The following is a 14,500-nucleotide window of genomic DNA, read 5'->3' on the forward strand; positions in this document are numbered from 1 at the left end:
CATTTGGGTTATTTGTTAATAGAATTTATTGTTATTTCAATAATGAATTTTTGCTTAATTCAGCAGAAACTTCTTCTGTAGAACGCATCAATAATGCAAGGTTGCTTCCTTCTCGAGAAAAAGCAACAATGAAATTGGAACCGCTTATTTTGTTTCCAACGATAACGCCTTCGGCGCTTTTTAAGTACAATTGTTTTAAAGAGCCTTTTTCTAAATCAAGTAAGAATTTTTCGCTCATAGATAAAATTGTCGCGCTCATTGCGGCGATACTATCTCCATAGTCTAAATTCAGTGAGGTAATGAGTTTGCCTTTTCCATTTAAAATTAAAGTCGCTGTAGATTTTGTGCTGACAAGAAAGTCATTTAGGGTAGTTGTGATTTCATTCATGATTTTGTAGGATTTTGGGATGAATGTTAAATTCAGTTCATTTGGAATTTGGATTTAAAAATTAATTGCTGTTTAACCTAAACAAGTGTTAATTTTTATTAACAAATATAAATTAAATTATGTATCATTGTAGTACCAAATCAGTAATAATTTAAATTATTTACTACAAAAAACTTACATTATGGCTAAAGTATTGAAATTCAAAGAAGTAAACTCTGATGTAGAGCGCAGAATGAAAGAATTTGAAAAACTGCGCGTTAAGTTTAAAGCTGATGTAAAAAAGGGAGAAGCTAAGAAGTTGGCGGCGGAAAAGAAAGCAAGGGAATATTTAAATCTATTTCAGAATTTTTTTCCGACAGTCCAAAGACACCAGCTAAAGCTGCCGTAAAAAAGTAAACTTCATCAGGTTTAGATTAGCAGATAAACTTGTTTAGTTTGTTACAAAAGAATTAACGCTCCTTTAGGAGCGTTTTTTTTGATTAAATTGTTATTTTTGCCCATCAAAAAATTATAAAATGTCATTACGAAAAGCGTATTTCCTTATATTCTTAGTTTTAATTGTTGATCAGCTTTCTAAAATTTATGTCAAAACAAATTTTGTTTTAGGCGAAGAAGTTGTAATTGCTGATTGGTTTAGAATTCATTTTATTGAAAATGAAGGAATGGCTTGGGGTACAAAAATACCAGGTGAATACGGAAAACTAATCTTGACCGTTTTCAGAATCTTTGCTGTTGTTGGAATTGGATGGTGGCTTTCTGATTCAGTAAAAAAGCGTCATTCAAATTATCTGATAGCGACTATTGCATTAATCTTCGCAGGAGCGGCTGGAAATATTATCGATTCTGTTTTCTACGGAGTTATTTTTGATGACAGCACACATAACTTAGCAACTATTTTTTCTCCAACTCCATATGGTACGTGGTTTCATGGTTTGGTTGTAGATATGTTTTACTTTCCTATTTGGGAAGGTGAGCTTCCAAGTTGGTTGCCAATATTTGGAGGAAAACATTTTGCATTCTTCAATGCAATTTTTAATATTGCCGATGTGGCAATTTCTACTGGTGTAGGTATACTTTTGGTTTTCAACAAAAGAGCTTTTCCAAAACACTAATTTTATCGATTTCTCAATTTTATTTGATTTTTTAATTAATACTGCGCTAGAAGTGCTATTTTTACGATATAAAAAATCAAAACCATGCAAAGTCCGTCTTTTTCTATTTATGATGCTTCTGCAGGATCAGGAAAGACGTATACTTTGGTTAAAGAATATTTAAAGATTATTCTTTCTTCTCCAAAAAACGATGCATATCGAAATATTTTAGCAATTACTTTTACCAACAAAGCGGTTCATGAAATGAAAAGCCGTATTGTTGGGAATTTGTCTGAATTTGCAAAAGACGATCCGTCTCCGAAAGCAGCTGATTTGATGGAAGATTTGTCACGCGATACTGGGCTTTCAATCATTAAAATTAAAACCAAATCGCAGCAGATCATTAAGCACTTAATTCATAATTATGCGGCTTTTGATATTTCTACCATTGATAAATTTACCCATAAAGTTATTCGTGCTTTTGCGCACGATTTAAATCTTCCGATGACTTTTGAAGTTACTCTGGATACCGAAAATTTATTGGTTGAGGCTGTTGATGCAATTATTGCTCAAGCAGGAGAAGACGAAACATTGACCAAATTGCTTATCGATTTTACAATGGAAAAAACCGATGATGACAAAAGTTGGGATGTTTCTCGAGAAATTCTCGACACAGGAAGATTGGTTTTGAATGAAAATAATAGAAATGAAATTTTGCATTTTCAAGATAAAACAATCGGAGAGTTTGTTGAAATTAAAAAGAAAATGCAGGCGCTTTGCAAAGAACTGGAAGAAAAAAATGAAGGTCTTGCAACGAAAGCAATTGAATTAATTGATAAAAACGGAATTGACCCAAAATCATTTTCAAGAGGAACTTTTCCAAATCATTTGGAAAGTATTCGAAGCGGAAAATTCAATCCAAAAAATAAAACCTTTCATGAGTTTGATGATATTGCAATTAACAAAACGGCAAAAGACCGAGCGTTAATCAAAAATATTATTCCAGAATTGCTTCAGATATTAAAAGAGGTTTATCAAAATTTCGAAAAAAGAGATTTTTATAAGGCTTTCTTAAAAAACATAACTCCGCTTTCTTTACTGAATACGGTGAGTAATGAACTTGCTAAAATTCAGTCGGAACAAAATGTTTTATCGATTTCAGAATTCAATGCGATTATTCATCGCGAAATTCAGAATCAGCCAGCGCCTTTTATCTATGAACGTTTAGGTGAGCGTTATCGCAATTTCTTTATTGATGAATTTCAAGATACATCAGAAATGCAATGGCAGAACTTGATTCCGCTTATTGATAATTCACTTTCTGGTTTGGATGATTATGGTAACAAAGGAACTTTGATGATTGTTGGAGATCCGAAACAGTCAATTTATCGTTGGCGCGGAGGAAAAGCAGAACAGTTTATCGAGTTAAGTAAAGAAGAAGTCGCTTTTTTTCATCACGAAAAAAAAGTGAAGCATTTAGATACCAATTATAGAAGTTATAGTGAGGTTATTGAATTTAATAATGCTTTCTTCCAATTAATTTCGGCTGAATTTACAAATGCAGATTATAAGGATTTATACGAAAATCACAGCTTCCAAAATACGAATTCGAAAAAAGGGGGGTATGTGAATATTTCTTTTCTTCCAATTGCCGAGAAAAATGAATTTATAGATGACGAAGAAGTTGTAGAGAAATCAGATTTGTATGTCTTAGCAACTTTAAATACGATCAGAGAAGTCGTTAAGCAGGGTTTTGAATATAAAGATATTGTAATCTTGACGAGAAAAAGAGATCAAGGAATTGCGGTTGCAAATTATTTGACCGAGCAAGGCGTTCCGCTTCTTTCTTCAGAAACTTTAATGATTCAGAATGCATCAGAAGTTCGTTTTATAATTCATCTTCTTCGGTATTTAAATAATAGCGCCGACTTAGAGTCGAAAGCTAACTTTTTGCATTTCCTTTCTTCAACAAAAGACTTGTCTATGCCGGTTCATGATTTCATTGCATTGGGAATGAATCATAGATTTGAAAAAGAATTTGAAGAATGGCTTGTGACTTTTGATGTTTCTTTTTCTTTTGAAGATGTTCGGAAGAAATCTTTATATGAGGCTGTTGAAATCATTATTTCTAAATTTATTCTTCTGTCTGAAGGAAATGCTTATGTGCAGTTTTTTCTGGATATTGTTTTAGAAAGAGATATTCGGAATCAATCTGGAGTTGCAGACTTTTTGATTTTCTGGGATAAAAATTCGGATAAATTTAGCATTCCGTCTCCAGAAGGAAATAATGCAGTTCGTATTATGACGATTCATAAATCTAAAGGATTAGAGTTTCCGGTTGTAATTATGCCTTTTGCAGATGAAGATTATAACCGAAAGCCAAAAGATAAGTTGTGGCTCGATACTGAAGAAATAGATTTAGGAGTTCCAAAAGCTTTGGTTGATAATAGCAGTGCGGTTGAAAGTTTTGGAGAAAGTGCCTCGGCAGTTTTTAATTTGAAAAAACAAGAAGAGCTTTTAGATAATATAAATGTGTTGTATGTGGCGCTAACGCGTGCCGAAGAACAATTATATGTGATTTCTCAATCATTAAAAGCTAAAAGTGATGGCGAATATCCGAACAACATGGCTTCTTTTTTTATTAAATTTTTGATTCATGAAGGGGTTTACGAGGAAGAAAAATTGAGTTATGAATTTGGAAATGAAACTAGGCTATCAAAAATCACGAGAACAGTCGATACAGTTAAATCGATTCCTGTTGTCAGGGAAGTTTTAAATCCGAAAAATATTAAAATTGCACAACGCGAAGCTTTAATGTGGGGAACGCATCAGCAGGAAGCTATTTCGTACGGAAATATTGTTCATGAAATTTTGGCTTTTGTTAAAGATAAAACAGATGTTGATTTGGCGGTAACTAAAGCTATTGAAAACGGTTTGATAACTTACGATCAAGTAGATCAAGTATTGCAAACTTTGAGAGAAATTGTGAATCATCCAGAACTAAATGTTTGTTTTGATGGAAAAGATACGGTTTTGAATGAGCAGACGATTGTTCAGAAAGAAGGGAGAATTTTAAAGCCAGATCGAGTTGTCTTTTTAGAAAATAAACAAGCCTATTTGTTAGATTATAAAACAGGTGCTGTAAATGCAAAATATCAACAGCAGATTCAGGAATATCAAGATGCAATTGAAGATTTGGGATATGCAGTTTTGAAAAAGGCTTTGGTATACATTGGGACAGAAATTGAGGTGGTAAATTTGTGAAAAAATTAATCAGATGTTAAAGAAAAAGCGAAGCTGAATTTTGGTTAAGCTGTTAATATTTAACGTTTTAAATAAATAAAAAATGTACGGTAAAATAAAAGAACATCTGCAAAAAGAATTGCAGACAATTGAAGAAAATGGAATCTTTAAAAAGGAGCGTATTATTACTTCTCCTCAAGGTGCAGAAATCACAATTTCAACAGGAGAAACAGTGTTGAACTTTTGTGCTAATAATTATTTAGGACTTTCATCGCATCCAGAAGTGGTGCAAGCAGCAAAAGATGCAATGGATACGCATGGTTTCGGAATGTCGTCTGTTCGATTTATTTGTGGCACACAAGATATTCATAAAACATTAGAGAAAAAGATTGCTGATTTTTATGGTACAGAAGATACTATATTATATGCCGCAGCCTTTGATGCAAACGGAGGTGTTTTTGAGCCTTTGTTGGGAGAGAATGATGCAATTATTTCAGATAGCTTAAATCACGCTTCTATTATAGATGGTGTTCGTTTATGTAAAGTCGCTAGATATCGTTATGAAAATAATAATATGGAAGACTTGGAGCAGCAGTTGATAAAAGCAAACGAAGCTGGAGCTCGTTTTAAATTGATTGTTACTGACGGAGTTTTTTCTATGGACGGATTAGTAGCGCCACTAGACAAAATCTGTGATCTTGCTGATAAATACGATGCAATGGTAATGGTAGATGAATGTCATGCCGCTGGTTTTATTGGGGCAACTGGAAAAGGAACTCTTGAAGCAAAAGGAGTAATGGGAAGGGTAGATATTATAACAGGGACTCTTGGAAAAGCTTTAGGTGGAGCAATGGGAGGATATACTACTGCAAAAAAAGAAATTATTGAGTTATTACGTCAGAGATCTCGACCTTACTTGTTTTCAAATTCATTGGCTCCGGCTATTGTTGGCGCTTCGATAAAAGTATTTGAATTATTGGAAAGAGACACAACACTTCGTGATAAATTAGAATGGAATACCAACTATTTTAAAGAAGGTATGAAAAAAGCAGGCTTCGATATTATTGATGGAGATTCTGCAATTGTTCCAGTTATGTTATACGATGCAAAATTATCTCAGACAATGGCAAACGAACTTTTGGAACAAGGAATTTATGTTATTGGATTTTTCTTTCCAGTGGTTCCGAAAGATAAGGCTAGAATACGAGTACAGCTATCTGCGGCGCATGAAAAAGAACATTTGGACAAAGCTATAAATGCCTTCACAGTTGTCGGTAAAATGTTAAAAGTTATATAATTACCACTTCTGTTAAATTTTTGTAGGTTTTTTTTAACATTTCATTTTGTATTTAAAAAATTTGGTGTTACTTTTGCTTGTAATTAACTAAATTGTAATTAAAAAAATTAAGTATGAAACATCTTAACAAACTTTTAGTTGCTGTATTGATGGCGATGGGTTTAAATGCTCACGCGCAAGACAGTAACAATCCATGGGCGATCTCTTTCGGAGTTAATGCTGTGGATACTAGAACAAGTTCAGGTGCTGGTAGTGGATTTTTCGATCAGCACTTCTCTCAGCCATTCGCTGTAAAAGACAACTGGAACATTTTACCTTCTTTATCTTACATTGGTGTGTCTAGATACGTAGGTAGCGGTTTCTCAGTTGGTTTACAAGGATCTGTAAACAAAATTGATAAATATGTTACTTTTAATCCAGCTGCTCCAGGGCATGATGGTAGAGGTAACGTTGTTACTAATCCTGGTGACTTAATGTACTACGGAATTGATGCTACTATCAAATATAGCTTCCAAGAATTAATCAAATCTAAAGTGATTGATCCTTCGTTATCTGTTGGTGGTGGTTATACTTTCTTCGGAGATAGTAGCTATGGAACTGTTAACCCAGGTGCTGGTGTTACTTTCTGGTTTACTGATGCTATTGGTCTTGAGTTAGCTACAAGATACAAATGGGCTGTTAGTGGTGATAGACAAGATGCTTCTGGAACTCCAGATGCTCCATCTCACTTCCAACACACTGCAGGTTTAGTTTTCAAATTCGGAGGTAAAGATACTGACGGAGACGGAATCTACGACAAAGACGATGCTTGTCCAGATGTTGCTGGTTTAAAACAATTCAACGGATGTCCTGATACTGACGGTGACGGAATCGTTGATGCTTCTGACGCTTGTCCAGATGTATTTGGTTTAGTCGCATTAAACGGATGTCCTGATACAGACGGAGACGGAATTGCTGATAAAGATGACGCTTGTCCAGATGTTGCTGGTTTAGTCGCTTTAAAAGGTTGTCCTGATACTGACGGTGACGGAATCGCTGATAAAGACGATAAATGTCCTACAGTTGCTGGTCCTAAAGAAAACGGTGGTTGCCCATTCTTAGATGCTGATAAAGACGGTGTTGCTGATAAAGATGATGACTGTCCTACAGTTCCAGGTCCTGCAAGTAACAGAGGATGTCCAGAAGTAACTTCTGCTGCATTAGAAGATCTTAAAGTTCAAGCTAGAGCAATCTACTTCAACTCAGGAAAAGCTACTTTCAAAACTGGTGACAAAGAAACTCCAGCTAGATTAGATGCTATTAAAGAAATCCTTAAAAACTATCCAAACGCGAAATTCTCTATCGAAGGACACACAGATAGTACAGGTTCTGCTAAAGTTAACCAAAAACTTTCTGAAGATAGAGCTAACGCTGTATTAAACGCTTTAGTTGAAAGAGGTGTTAACCCAGAAAACTTAGAAGCTAAAGGATTTGGTTCTAGCCAACCAGTTGCAAGTAACAAAACTGCTGCAGGTAAAGCACAAAACAGAAGAACTGAAATTAGACACATTGGTTCTAAATACCAAGGTAAACTATAATTAGTTTTCTAAATAAACATGAAAAGCCATTCTTAATTGAATGGCTTTTTTTATTTTTATCCTATGGTAAATACTTCTTTTCTTCAAAAAATTGCCTCTGTTGTAATTCAGGACTTTGCAGAGAAACTCTCTGAAATAACAATAATACTTCCGAATAAAAGAGCAAAAGTTTTTTTGATTGAAGCTCTTAAAAAAGAGACTTCGAAGACTATTATTGCTCCAGAGATTACAAGTATTGAAGATTTTGTTCAAGATGTAGCTTCAATACGTTCAGTTGATTCGATAGAGCTGTTGTTTGAGTTTTACGAAGTTTATTTATCAATTACAGAGCAGAAGCATCAGCAATCTTTTGAGCTGTTTGCAAATTGGGCAAAGACCCTTTTGCAAGATTTTAATGAAATTGATCGCTATCTTTTAGATCCATCGCATGTTCTCTCTTATTTAAAAGATATTGAAGATATAAAAAGATGGGGGCTAGAAGTAGATCAAAAAACTAAACTTCTTGAAAATTATATTGATTTTTGGAAGTTACTTCCGTTGTACTACGAGTCACTGTACAGTCATTTGTTGTTTAAGTCAATTGGATATCAAGGTTTGATTTACAGAGAAGCGGTAAATAATCTCAATCATTTTTCGAACACTATTGGAAAACGTACTTTTATTTTTGCGGGTTTCAACGCTTTAAATGCAGCAGAAGAAAAAATCGTGCAACGATTTATTAGCTTTAGATCAAGCCCGAATTTATTGGGATGCTGATCAAGCTTTTCTTAATGATCCATATCATGATGCTGGACTTTTTTTGAGACGTTTTAAAGAAAGTTGGAAGCATTATAAGTCAAATATTTTTGAATGGATTGTGGATGATTTTTCACAGTCAAAAAATATTCAAGTTATCGGAACTCCAAAAACAATTGGGCAAGCAAAATTAGCGGGTAGTATTATCGAAAATTTAATTGATCAAAATCCAGAAGCTTCGTTAGATAAAGTTGCCGTTGTGCTTGGTGAAGAGAATTTATTGGTTCCTGTTTTGTATTCGCTTCCTTCATCTGTTGGGGCTTTAAACATTACAATGGGATATTCTGGAAAGAACAATCCGTCGCAGATTTTTGTTGCCAAATTATTTAAAATGCATACCAATGCCCTTTCTCGAAAAGGCGGCAGTTATGTTTTTTATTATAAAGATGTACTTGATATTTTAACTCATCCGTTGGTTGAGCCTTATGCAAATGCGCATAGATTAGTAAGAATTATTAAAGAAAACAATTATACTTTTATTACTCATCAGAAAATTTTAGAACTTCATCCTGAGCCTTCGAGTTTCTTTGATTTGTTGTTTGAAAAATGGATAAATGGGTCTGTTGCGGTTTTAAAAAACATTTCTGCTTTATTAATTGCAATTAAAGATCATTTTAGTAATGATAACGAAGAAGAAAAAATTGCGAAAGCTTTTGTTTATGGAGTTTTTAAAGTAATTAATAAACTTATAAATTACTATTCTAAACATCATCATATTGATAATATTGATACGCTTCATTCGATTTATAAGCAAATTATAGATTTGGCCGAAGTGTCTTTTGAAGGTGAACCGTTGCGTGGTTTGCAGATTATGGGAGTTTTAGAAAGCCGTGTTTTGGACTTTGAGACTGTAATTATAACTTCTATGAATGAAGGTAAATTTCCAGCTGGAAAATCGCAGAATTCATTTATTCCTTATGATGTAAAAAGAGAGCTAGGGCTTCCAACTTTTAAAGAGAAAGATGCGATTTATACCTATCACTTTTATCATTTATTGCAAAGGGCTAAAAATATCTATTTGATTTATAATACGGAAAATGACGGATTGGATGCAGGAGAGCGAAGCCGTTTTATAACGCAATTAGAAGTCGAAAAGAAATCACAGCATAATATTACGTTTGATATTTATAATCCGGATCTCCCAAATACGGCTTATGAGCCTATTTCTGTTCCAAAGTCTGATTTGGTGATGGAGCGTTTGAAAGAAATTGCTGTTAATGGGTTTTCTCCGTCGGCTTTGACTAGTTATATTCGGAATCCAATTGAATTTTATTTTCAGAAGATATTAAGAATTCGTGAAGTTGAAGAAGTTGAAGAAAACATTGCGTTGAATACTTTAGGGACTATTATTCATGAGACTTTAAAAGCATTGTATGAACCTTTTATTGGGAAGTTTATTTCTGAGAATGATCTTTCAAATTGCTTTAAGTTGCTGGATGACGAAGTTCTTAAGCAATTTAAGTTGGTTTATAAAGAAGGAGAAATCAAGAAAGGACGTAATCTTCTGGCTTTTGAAGTGGCAAAAAGAAACGTCTCTAATTTCTTGAAAATGGAATTAGAATCGGTTAAAAATAATGAAGCGATTCAGATTGTCGCTTTAGAACAAACTTTTGAACGTGAGTTTGTCCATCCAAAATTGCCATTTCCTGTTTTAATTAAAGGAAATGTCGACCGTATAGAGCGTCGAGATGGCAAAATTCGAATTATTGATTATAAGACTGGAAAAGTAGAAAAGGCTAGCGTTGTGTTGAAAACTTGGAACGGATTGACGCAGGAGATTAAAAACGATAAAATTATTCAGGTTTTGGCTTATGCTTTCATGTTTGAGAAAGAAGCGGGCGGACTTCCGATAGAAGTTGGAATTATTTCATTCAAAAACCTCAAATCGGGATTTTTGCCTTTTGGCTTTAAAGAAGAAAAAGATCTAGATGTCATAGTGACGCCTCAAATCTTAAACTCTTATCTGGAAGAAATAGCCAATTTGTTAGCGGAGATTTTTGATATTAATATCCCTTTTGAAGAAAAAATATAAGTCTGCTTTTTGTAAAATGCAATATTTTGAAATCAGTTAATTTTACAAGTTATTTTTTTGATGTAATTGGTTTATTTTGAGTGGTGTTCCTTTTTGTGTGCTTTTTTTAATGAGGCGATAAACAAAAGTGGAAGTTGATATTTGTTTATTATGTTTAAATTTCTTTAAAATCAAAAAACTAGAAAGTGGTATTTTGAAAGAAAGAGTGTTTTTGGGGATAAGGTGGATAATTTTTTAATCAATTAAGACGTAAGTTTTTTGAGCGATTTTTTATTGATTTGTCTTTAAAAAGGAATGGAATTCCAACGAATCAAATTAAAGAAAATTCTTATTGAAAAGATATGGTTATTGCCGCTTGAAATAAACGAAGTATAATATGAAATACAGTCGCTTTCAAAATTTTAAATGCAGTTAAGTCGCATATAACCAATGAAAAAGCCGAATTTGTTTCAAACAAATTCGGCTTTTTTTGATGCTTTTAGCTGAATATTTTTTTGAAGAAACCTTTCTTAGATTTTTCTTCAGAAGTCGTGTTGTTAATGTGTCCGTTTTCAATACGAAATCTTCTAAACTTCTCCAGTTTTACATTTAAATCAAAGCGTAATTCGTCAACAGTTTTCATTTTGATAAATTTTTTTTGCAAAGCTATATAAAAACTTTTGTCAAATGCAACAATCTGCAAATGTTAATTTTAGAAATGAGTTTTGTTAAGTAAAATGTTACGTTTTTAGTATTATTTACTTTTTATGTTAAGATTTTTTGCAGATTTTTTGCAAAAAAACAACATTAATTAAGTGATAAATAAAAGTGCGTCAGTACGTTATACTGCATCTTTTTTTAACAAGTGTTTAGCTTACAATTACTAATATTAAAATATCTTTGGCGCTTCCAAAAACATGACAAATAAAAGAATATGATTGATTTACAAACACTAGTAGAAGAGACTGGCGCAGAGTCTGGACTGAGTTTTAATATTGATGGCGTCTTAAACGAGTCTGTTAATTTAGAATATGACGGGAATGTTGCAAGCAATGATCGGAATGATTTTAAAGATGTGCCTTGAAATGTCTGAAGACGTTAACAATGGAGATCTTAAGCAGGTTATGATTAAAAATAACGACGGAATTGTTGTAGCAAGCAAAAATCAAGATGATAATTGCATCGCGTTGCTTTCTAAAGATTTAAGTAAAATGGGATTATTGCTAAGAAAAATGGATTCTATTTTTAACAACTAATTTAAAAACCAAATATTTTAATACACATGTCAGATTTTTTACAAAATTTTCAAAACGATTTAAAAGAAAATATTAACGGATTTATTGCTGTTTCGGTTACAGAAGTTGAAACAGGAATGTCTTATTGCTCTCTAACAGTAAAATCTGATTTTGATCCAGAATTGGCTTCTGCATATAATTTAGAAGTTGTAAAAGCTAAATTAAATGCGCTTAGAGCCTTAGGATTAAATCAAAAAATTAATGATATTTTAATTACACTTACAGATCAGATTCACATTATTGATGTTTCTGAAGATGGAAGATACTTTATCTACTTAGCAGTAGATTCTACTAAAGCAAATCTTGGTTTAACAAGAGCGACTTTATCTAAATACAAGAAAGACATTACTTCAAAGTTATAACGATATTTTGCCCCCAAGAATGAGAAAAAGGCTATTTCAACCCTAGGTTAGAAATGGCCTTTTTTGAATTTTAATGTTTGGTTTTTTATTCAAAGAAATGTTGTAAAACTGTTTTCAATTCTTCTTTGTTTTCAATCTGGCTCATGTGGCCATCTTCAAAAGAAACTAATTCTGCAGTTGTGTCTTCAATTTGAGAAATGGTTTCGTTGTAATTTAAAACAGGATCTTTTTTTCCAAGAATCAATAAAACAGGGAAACGTTTTTCTTTTAAAAGCCATTCTCTGTCTTTTCTTATTTTCATTCCTTCCAAAGAAGCGACAATTCCCTGTAACGGAGTTTTAAGCGCTTGTTCTTTTACTTTTTCAATTTGTTCGGCTAATCTTGTTCTGTTATTTTCGCTAAATAAATTGGCAATTGCCAAACTTACAAAACTTATATAATTTTGTTTTACGGCTTTTATGGCTCTTGTTCGGTTTAATTTTTTTTCGGCGCTATCTTCTCTAGAAGTTGAATTTAGCAAAACTAATTTTTGAATTTTCTTTGGATATAATTCGGCGAAAGCCAAACCAACATAACCACCCATCGAATGTCCAACAATTGTAGCTTTTTCAATTTTCAGATTTTCCAAAACTTCATTTATTGCATTGGCATTATCTTCCATTTCGTGAACGTAACCTAATGGCTCAGATTCACCATGACCTAATAAATCGATTGTAATGACACGATATTTTTCTGAGAAAAAATCAATATAATCTTTCCACATTTTTTTGTTTTCCAGAAAGCCGTGAAGAAAAACTATTGTGTTTCCAGTTCCAGAATCTGAGTATGATATTTTAGTGTTTTTATATAAAAGAGTTTTCAAAATGAAAGATTTTTTTGTTCTGAGGCACAAAGTTAAGAAAGCTGAACTAAAATATCGTGATGTCTTGATTTAATTGGGAAATCTTTAAAATAGCTATAAATTTATTTATAACATTACGGTTTTGAAATAAGAAAAAAATGGCTTTCAGAAATGAAAGCCATTCTAAATTAAAATCTATTATCCCCATCCAAAAGATTTCCTAATCCGCCAAGAAGACTGCCTTCCTCTCGGCTGTTTCCGCCTGATCTTGGTGCCGAGGCAATAATACGATCAGCCAATCTTGAGAATGGAAGTGATTGTATGTAAACAGTTCCAGGACCTTTTAAAGTGGCATAAAATAATCCCTCGCCCCCGAAAATAGAATTCTTGATGCCACCAATAAATTCAATATCATAATCTACATCTTTGGTAAAACCAATAATACAACCTGTATCTACTTTTAGAACTTCGCCATGACCCAAAACTTTTTTAGCCATTGTTCCGCCAGAATGTACAAATGCCATTCCGTCTCCTTCGATTTTCTGCATGATAAAACCTTCACCGCCAAATAAACCGCGTCCTAATTTCTGCGAGAATTCTATCCCAACAGAAACGCCTTTGGCAGCGCATAAAAACGAACTCTTTTGACAGATGAATTTGCCTTGAAATTCTGTTAAATCAATTGGAAGAATTTTTCCAGGATATGGTGATGCAAAAGAAACTTTGCTTTTGGTGTTGCCTTGGTTTAAAAATGCTGTCATAAATAAGCTTTCGCCTGTAAGTACTCTTTTGCCTGCATTTAAAAGTTTTCCAAACAAACCTGATCCTTGTTGCTGAGAACCGTCTCCAAATATAGTTTCCATTTGAATGTTGTTTTCCATCATCATAAAACTTCCAGCTTCGGCAATTACAATTTCCTGTGGGTCTAGTTCTATTTCAACATACTGCATTTCTTCTCCAAAAATCTGATAATCTATTTCGTGTGCTTGCATGATTTCTTAGTTATTTGTTTTTAAAATTAGACTTATGATCCTTTAAAACGTTACATTTTTTTATGCACTATAGCTGTTTTTAAGAACATTAAGTAATTTTGTTATTTTAAATTAGTCTTAATTATGTGTTTAATTACTTTAAATTCTATATTTTTGCACCGTTATTATATTTTATCAGAATGGCATTAGTTAGTGATTTGACCACCAAAGTATTATTTGAAACCGAAAAAGGATACAGTTACCAATGTGATTTGACCAATAGTATAATCATCAATTTTGTTGATACAGTGTCAAGTTATAAAATTCAAGATTTTTTGATTTTTCAAAGAAAGGTTAATAGTGTTGATATTCTTAACATGCTTTATGACTTGTCTGATCAGTCGGATGCACAGCTGATTGAAACTACCAAAAGAAATTTCTCTAGAAATCTTACTATCTGCGAAATAGTGCAGTTGAGAGATTTACTTAACGGAACAAAATTTACCCTTACATTGCATTCTATGCTTTGCAATATTGTTAATGTAGAGCTTATTTAGATTCTTACTTAGATTAAATCCAAATTTTCAAGCAGTTACAGATGCCTCCTTTAATTTTTGTAATTTTACACG

General features: G+C 32.9%; 12 protein-coding genes and 1 pseudogene. 9 read left to right on the plus strand and 4 right to left on the minus strand.

From position 1 onward, the window contains the following. Positions 1-31 precede the first annotated feature (31 nt). Complete coding sequence (locus P5P87_RS18515; RefSeq protein WP_278020216.1) at positions 32-388, minus strand: roadblock/LC7 domain-containing protein; 357 nt, start codon at positions 386-388, stop codon at positions 32-34. A gap of 181 nt (positions 389-569) precedes the next feature. On the opposite strand from P5P87_RS18515, the gene P5P87_RS18520 reads away from it, so the two are divergent. The 6 genes and pseudogenes from P5P87_RS18520 (at position 570) to P5P87_RS18545 (ending at position 10,423) form a co-directional block, all read left to right on the plus strand. Continuing rightward, positions 570-776: a hypothetical protein gene (locus P5P87_RS18520; protein WP_278020217.1), complete on the plus strand. Its 207-nt coding sequence runs from the start codon at positions 570-572 to the stop codon at positions 774-776. A 127-nt stretch (positions 777-903) separates the two neighbouring features. Then, complete coding sequence (locus P5P87_RS18525) at positions 904-1,500, plus strand: lipoprotein signal peptidase (protein WP_278020218.1); 597 nt, start codon at positions 904-906, stop codon at positions 1,498-1,500. Positions 1,501-1,584: 84 nt separating this feature from the next. After that, the gene (locus P5P87_RS18530) at positions 1,585-4,743 is read left to right on the plus strand and encodes a UvrD-helicase domain-containing protein (RefSeq protein ID WP_278020219.1); all 3,159 of its coding nucleotides are present in this window, start codon (positions 1,585-1,587) and stop codon (positions 4,741-4,743) included. Positions 4,744-4,825: 82 nt separating this feature from the next. After that, positions 4,826-6,019 (plus strand): glycine C-acetyltransferase, encoded by a 1,194-nt coding sequence (gene kbl / locus P5P87_RS18535; RefSeq protein WP_278020220.1) that lies wholly within the window; start codon positions 4,826-4,828, stop codon positions 6,017-6,019. A gap of 113 nt (positions 6,020-6,132) precedes the next feature. Beyond that, positions 6,133-7,596, plus strand: coding sequence for an OmpA family protein (locus P5P87_RS18540; protein WP_278020221.1), 1,464 nt, complete (start codon positions 6,133-6,135; stop codon positions 7,594-7,596). Between the two features lie 63 nt (positions 7,597-7,659). Then, positions 7,660-10,423 (plus strand): annotated as a pseudogene (locus P5P87_RS18545) (PD-(D/E)XK nuclease family protein). Positions 10,424-10,901: 478 nt separating this feature from the next. Here the strand turns inward: P5P87_RS18545 and P5P87_RS18550 are convergent. Next, positions 10,902-11,045: a hypothetical protein gene (locus P5P87_RS18550; protein ID WP_198855343.1), complete on the minus strand. Its 144-nt coding sequence runs from the start codon at positions 11,043-11,045 to the stop codon at positions 10,902-10,904. 397 nt (positions 11,046-11,442) lie between these two features. On the opposite strand from P5P87_RS18550, the gene P5P87_RS18555 reads away from it, so the two are divergent. Together P5P87_RS18555 and P5P87_RS18560 are read left to right on the plus strand one after the other, a co-directional pair. Next, the gene (locus tag P5P87_RS18555) at positions 11,443-11,658 is read left to right on the plus strand and encodes a roadblock/LC7 domain-containing protein (protein ID WP_278020222.1); all 216 of its coding nucleotides are present in this window, start codon (positions 11,443-11,445) and stop codon (positions 11,656-11,658) included. Positions 11,659-11,684: 26 nt separating this feature from the next. After that, the gene (locus P5P87_RS18560) at positions 11,685-12,059 is read left to right on the plus strand and encodes a hypothetical protein (protein WP_198855345.1); all 375 of its coding nucleotides are present in this window, start codon (positions 11,685-11,687) and stop codon (positions 12,057-12,059) included. A gap of 85 nt (positions 12,060-12,144) precedes the next feature. Here P5P87_RS18560 and P5P87_RS18565 read toward each other — a convergent pair whose 3' ends face one another. Beyond that, entirely contained in the window at positions 12,145-12,921 is a 777-nt protein-coding gene (locus P5P87_RS18565; RefSeq protein WP_278020223.1) for an alpha/beta fold hydrolase, read from the minus strand. A gap of 167 nt (positions 12,922-13,088) precedes the next feature. Continuing rightward, complete coding sequence (locus tag P5P87_RS18570) at positions 13,089-13,892, minus strand: TIGR00266 family protein (RefSeq protein WP_026728296.1); 804 nt, start codon at positions 13,890-13,892, stop codon at positions 13,089-13,091. A gap of 179 nt (positions 13,893-14,071) precedes the next feature. On the opposite strand from P5P87_RS18570, the gene P5P87_RS18575 reads away from it, so the two are divergent. After that, positions 14,072-14,428, plus strand: a complete 357-nt coding sequence (locus tag P5P87_RS18575) for a hypothetical protein (RefSeq protein ID WP_274254603.1) — start codon at positions 14,072-14,074, stop codon at positions 14,426-14,428. The last annotated feature ends 72 nt before the right edge of the window (positions 14,429-14,500 follow it).

This window comes from Flavobacterium ginsengisoli (genome assembly GCF_029625315.1).
GTDB classification, from domain to species: domain Bacteria; phylum Bacteroidota; class Bacteroidia; order Flavobacteriales; family Flavobacteriaceae; genus Flavobacterium; species Flavobacterium ginsengisoli.

Excerpts from the sequence above, each read along its gene's own strand:
- P5P87_RS18515 (WP_278020216.1), bottom strand. The coding sequence starts at position 388 with ATGAATGAAATCACAACTACCCTAAATGACTTTCTTGTCAGCACAAAA.
- P5P87_RS18520 (WP_278020217.1), top strand. The coding sequence starts at position 570 with ATGGCTAAAGTATTGAAATTCAAAGAAGTAAACTCTGATGTAGAGCGC.
- P5P87_RS18525 (WP_278020218.1), top strand. The coding sequence starts at position 904 with ATGTCATTACGAAAAGCGTATTTCCTTATATTCTTAGTTTTAATTGTT.
- P5P87_RS18530 (WP_278020219.1), top strand. The coding sequence starts at position 1,585 with ATGCAAAGTCCGTCTTTTTCTATTTATGATGCTTCTGCAGGATCAGGA.
- kbl (WP_278020220.1), top strand. The coding sequence starts at position 4,826 with ATGTACGGTAAAATAAAAGAACATCTGCAAAAAGAATTGCAGACAATT.
- P5P87_RS18540 (WP_278020221.1), top strand. The coding sequence starts at position 6,133 with ATGAAACATCTTAACAAACTTTTAGTTGCTGTATTGATGGCGATGGGT.
- P5P87_RS18550 (WP_198855343.1), bottom strand. The coding sequence starts at position 11,045 with ATGAAAACTGTTGACGAATTACGCTTTGATTTAAATGTAAAACTGGAG.
- P5P87_RS18555 (WP_278020222.1), top strand. The coding sequence starts at position 11,443 with ATGTTGCAAGCAATGATCGGAATGATTTTAAAGATGTGCCTTGAAATG.
- P5P87_RS18560 (WP_198855345.1), top strand. The coding sequence starts at position 11,685 with ATGTCAGATTTTTTACAAAATTTTCAAAACGATTTAAAAGAAAATATT.
- P5P87_RS18570 (WP_026728296.1), bottom strand. The coding sequence starts at position 13,892 with ATGCAAGCACACGAAATAGATTATCAGATTTTTGGAGAAGAAATGCAG.
- P5P87_RS18575 (WP_274254603.1), top strand. The coding sequence starts at position 14,072 with ATGGCATTAGTTAGTGATTTGACCACCAAAGTATTATTTGAAACCGAA.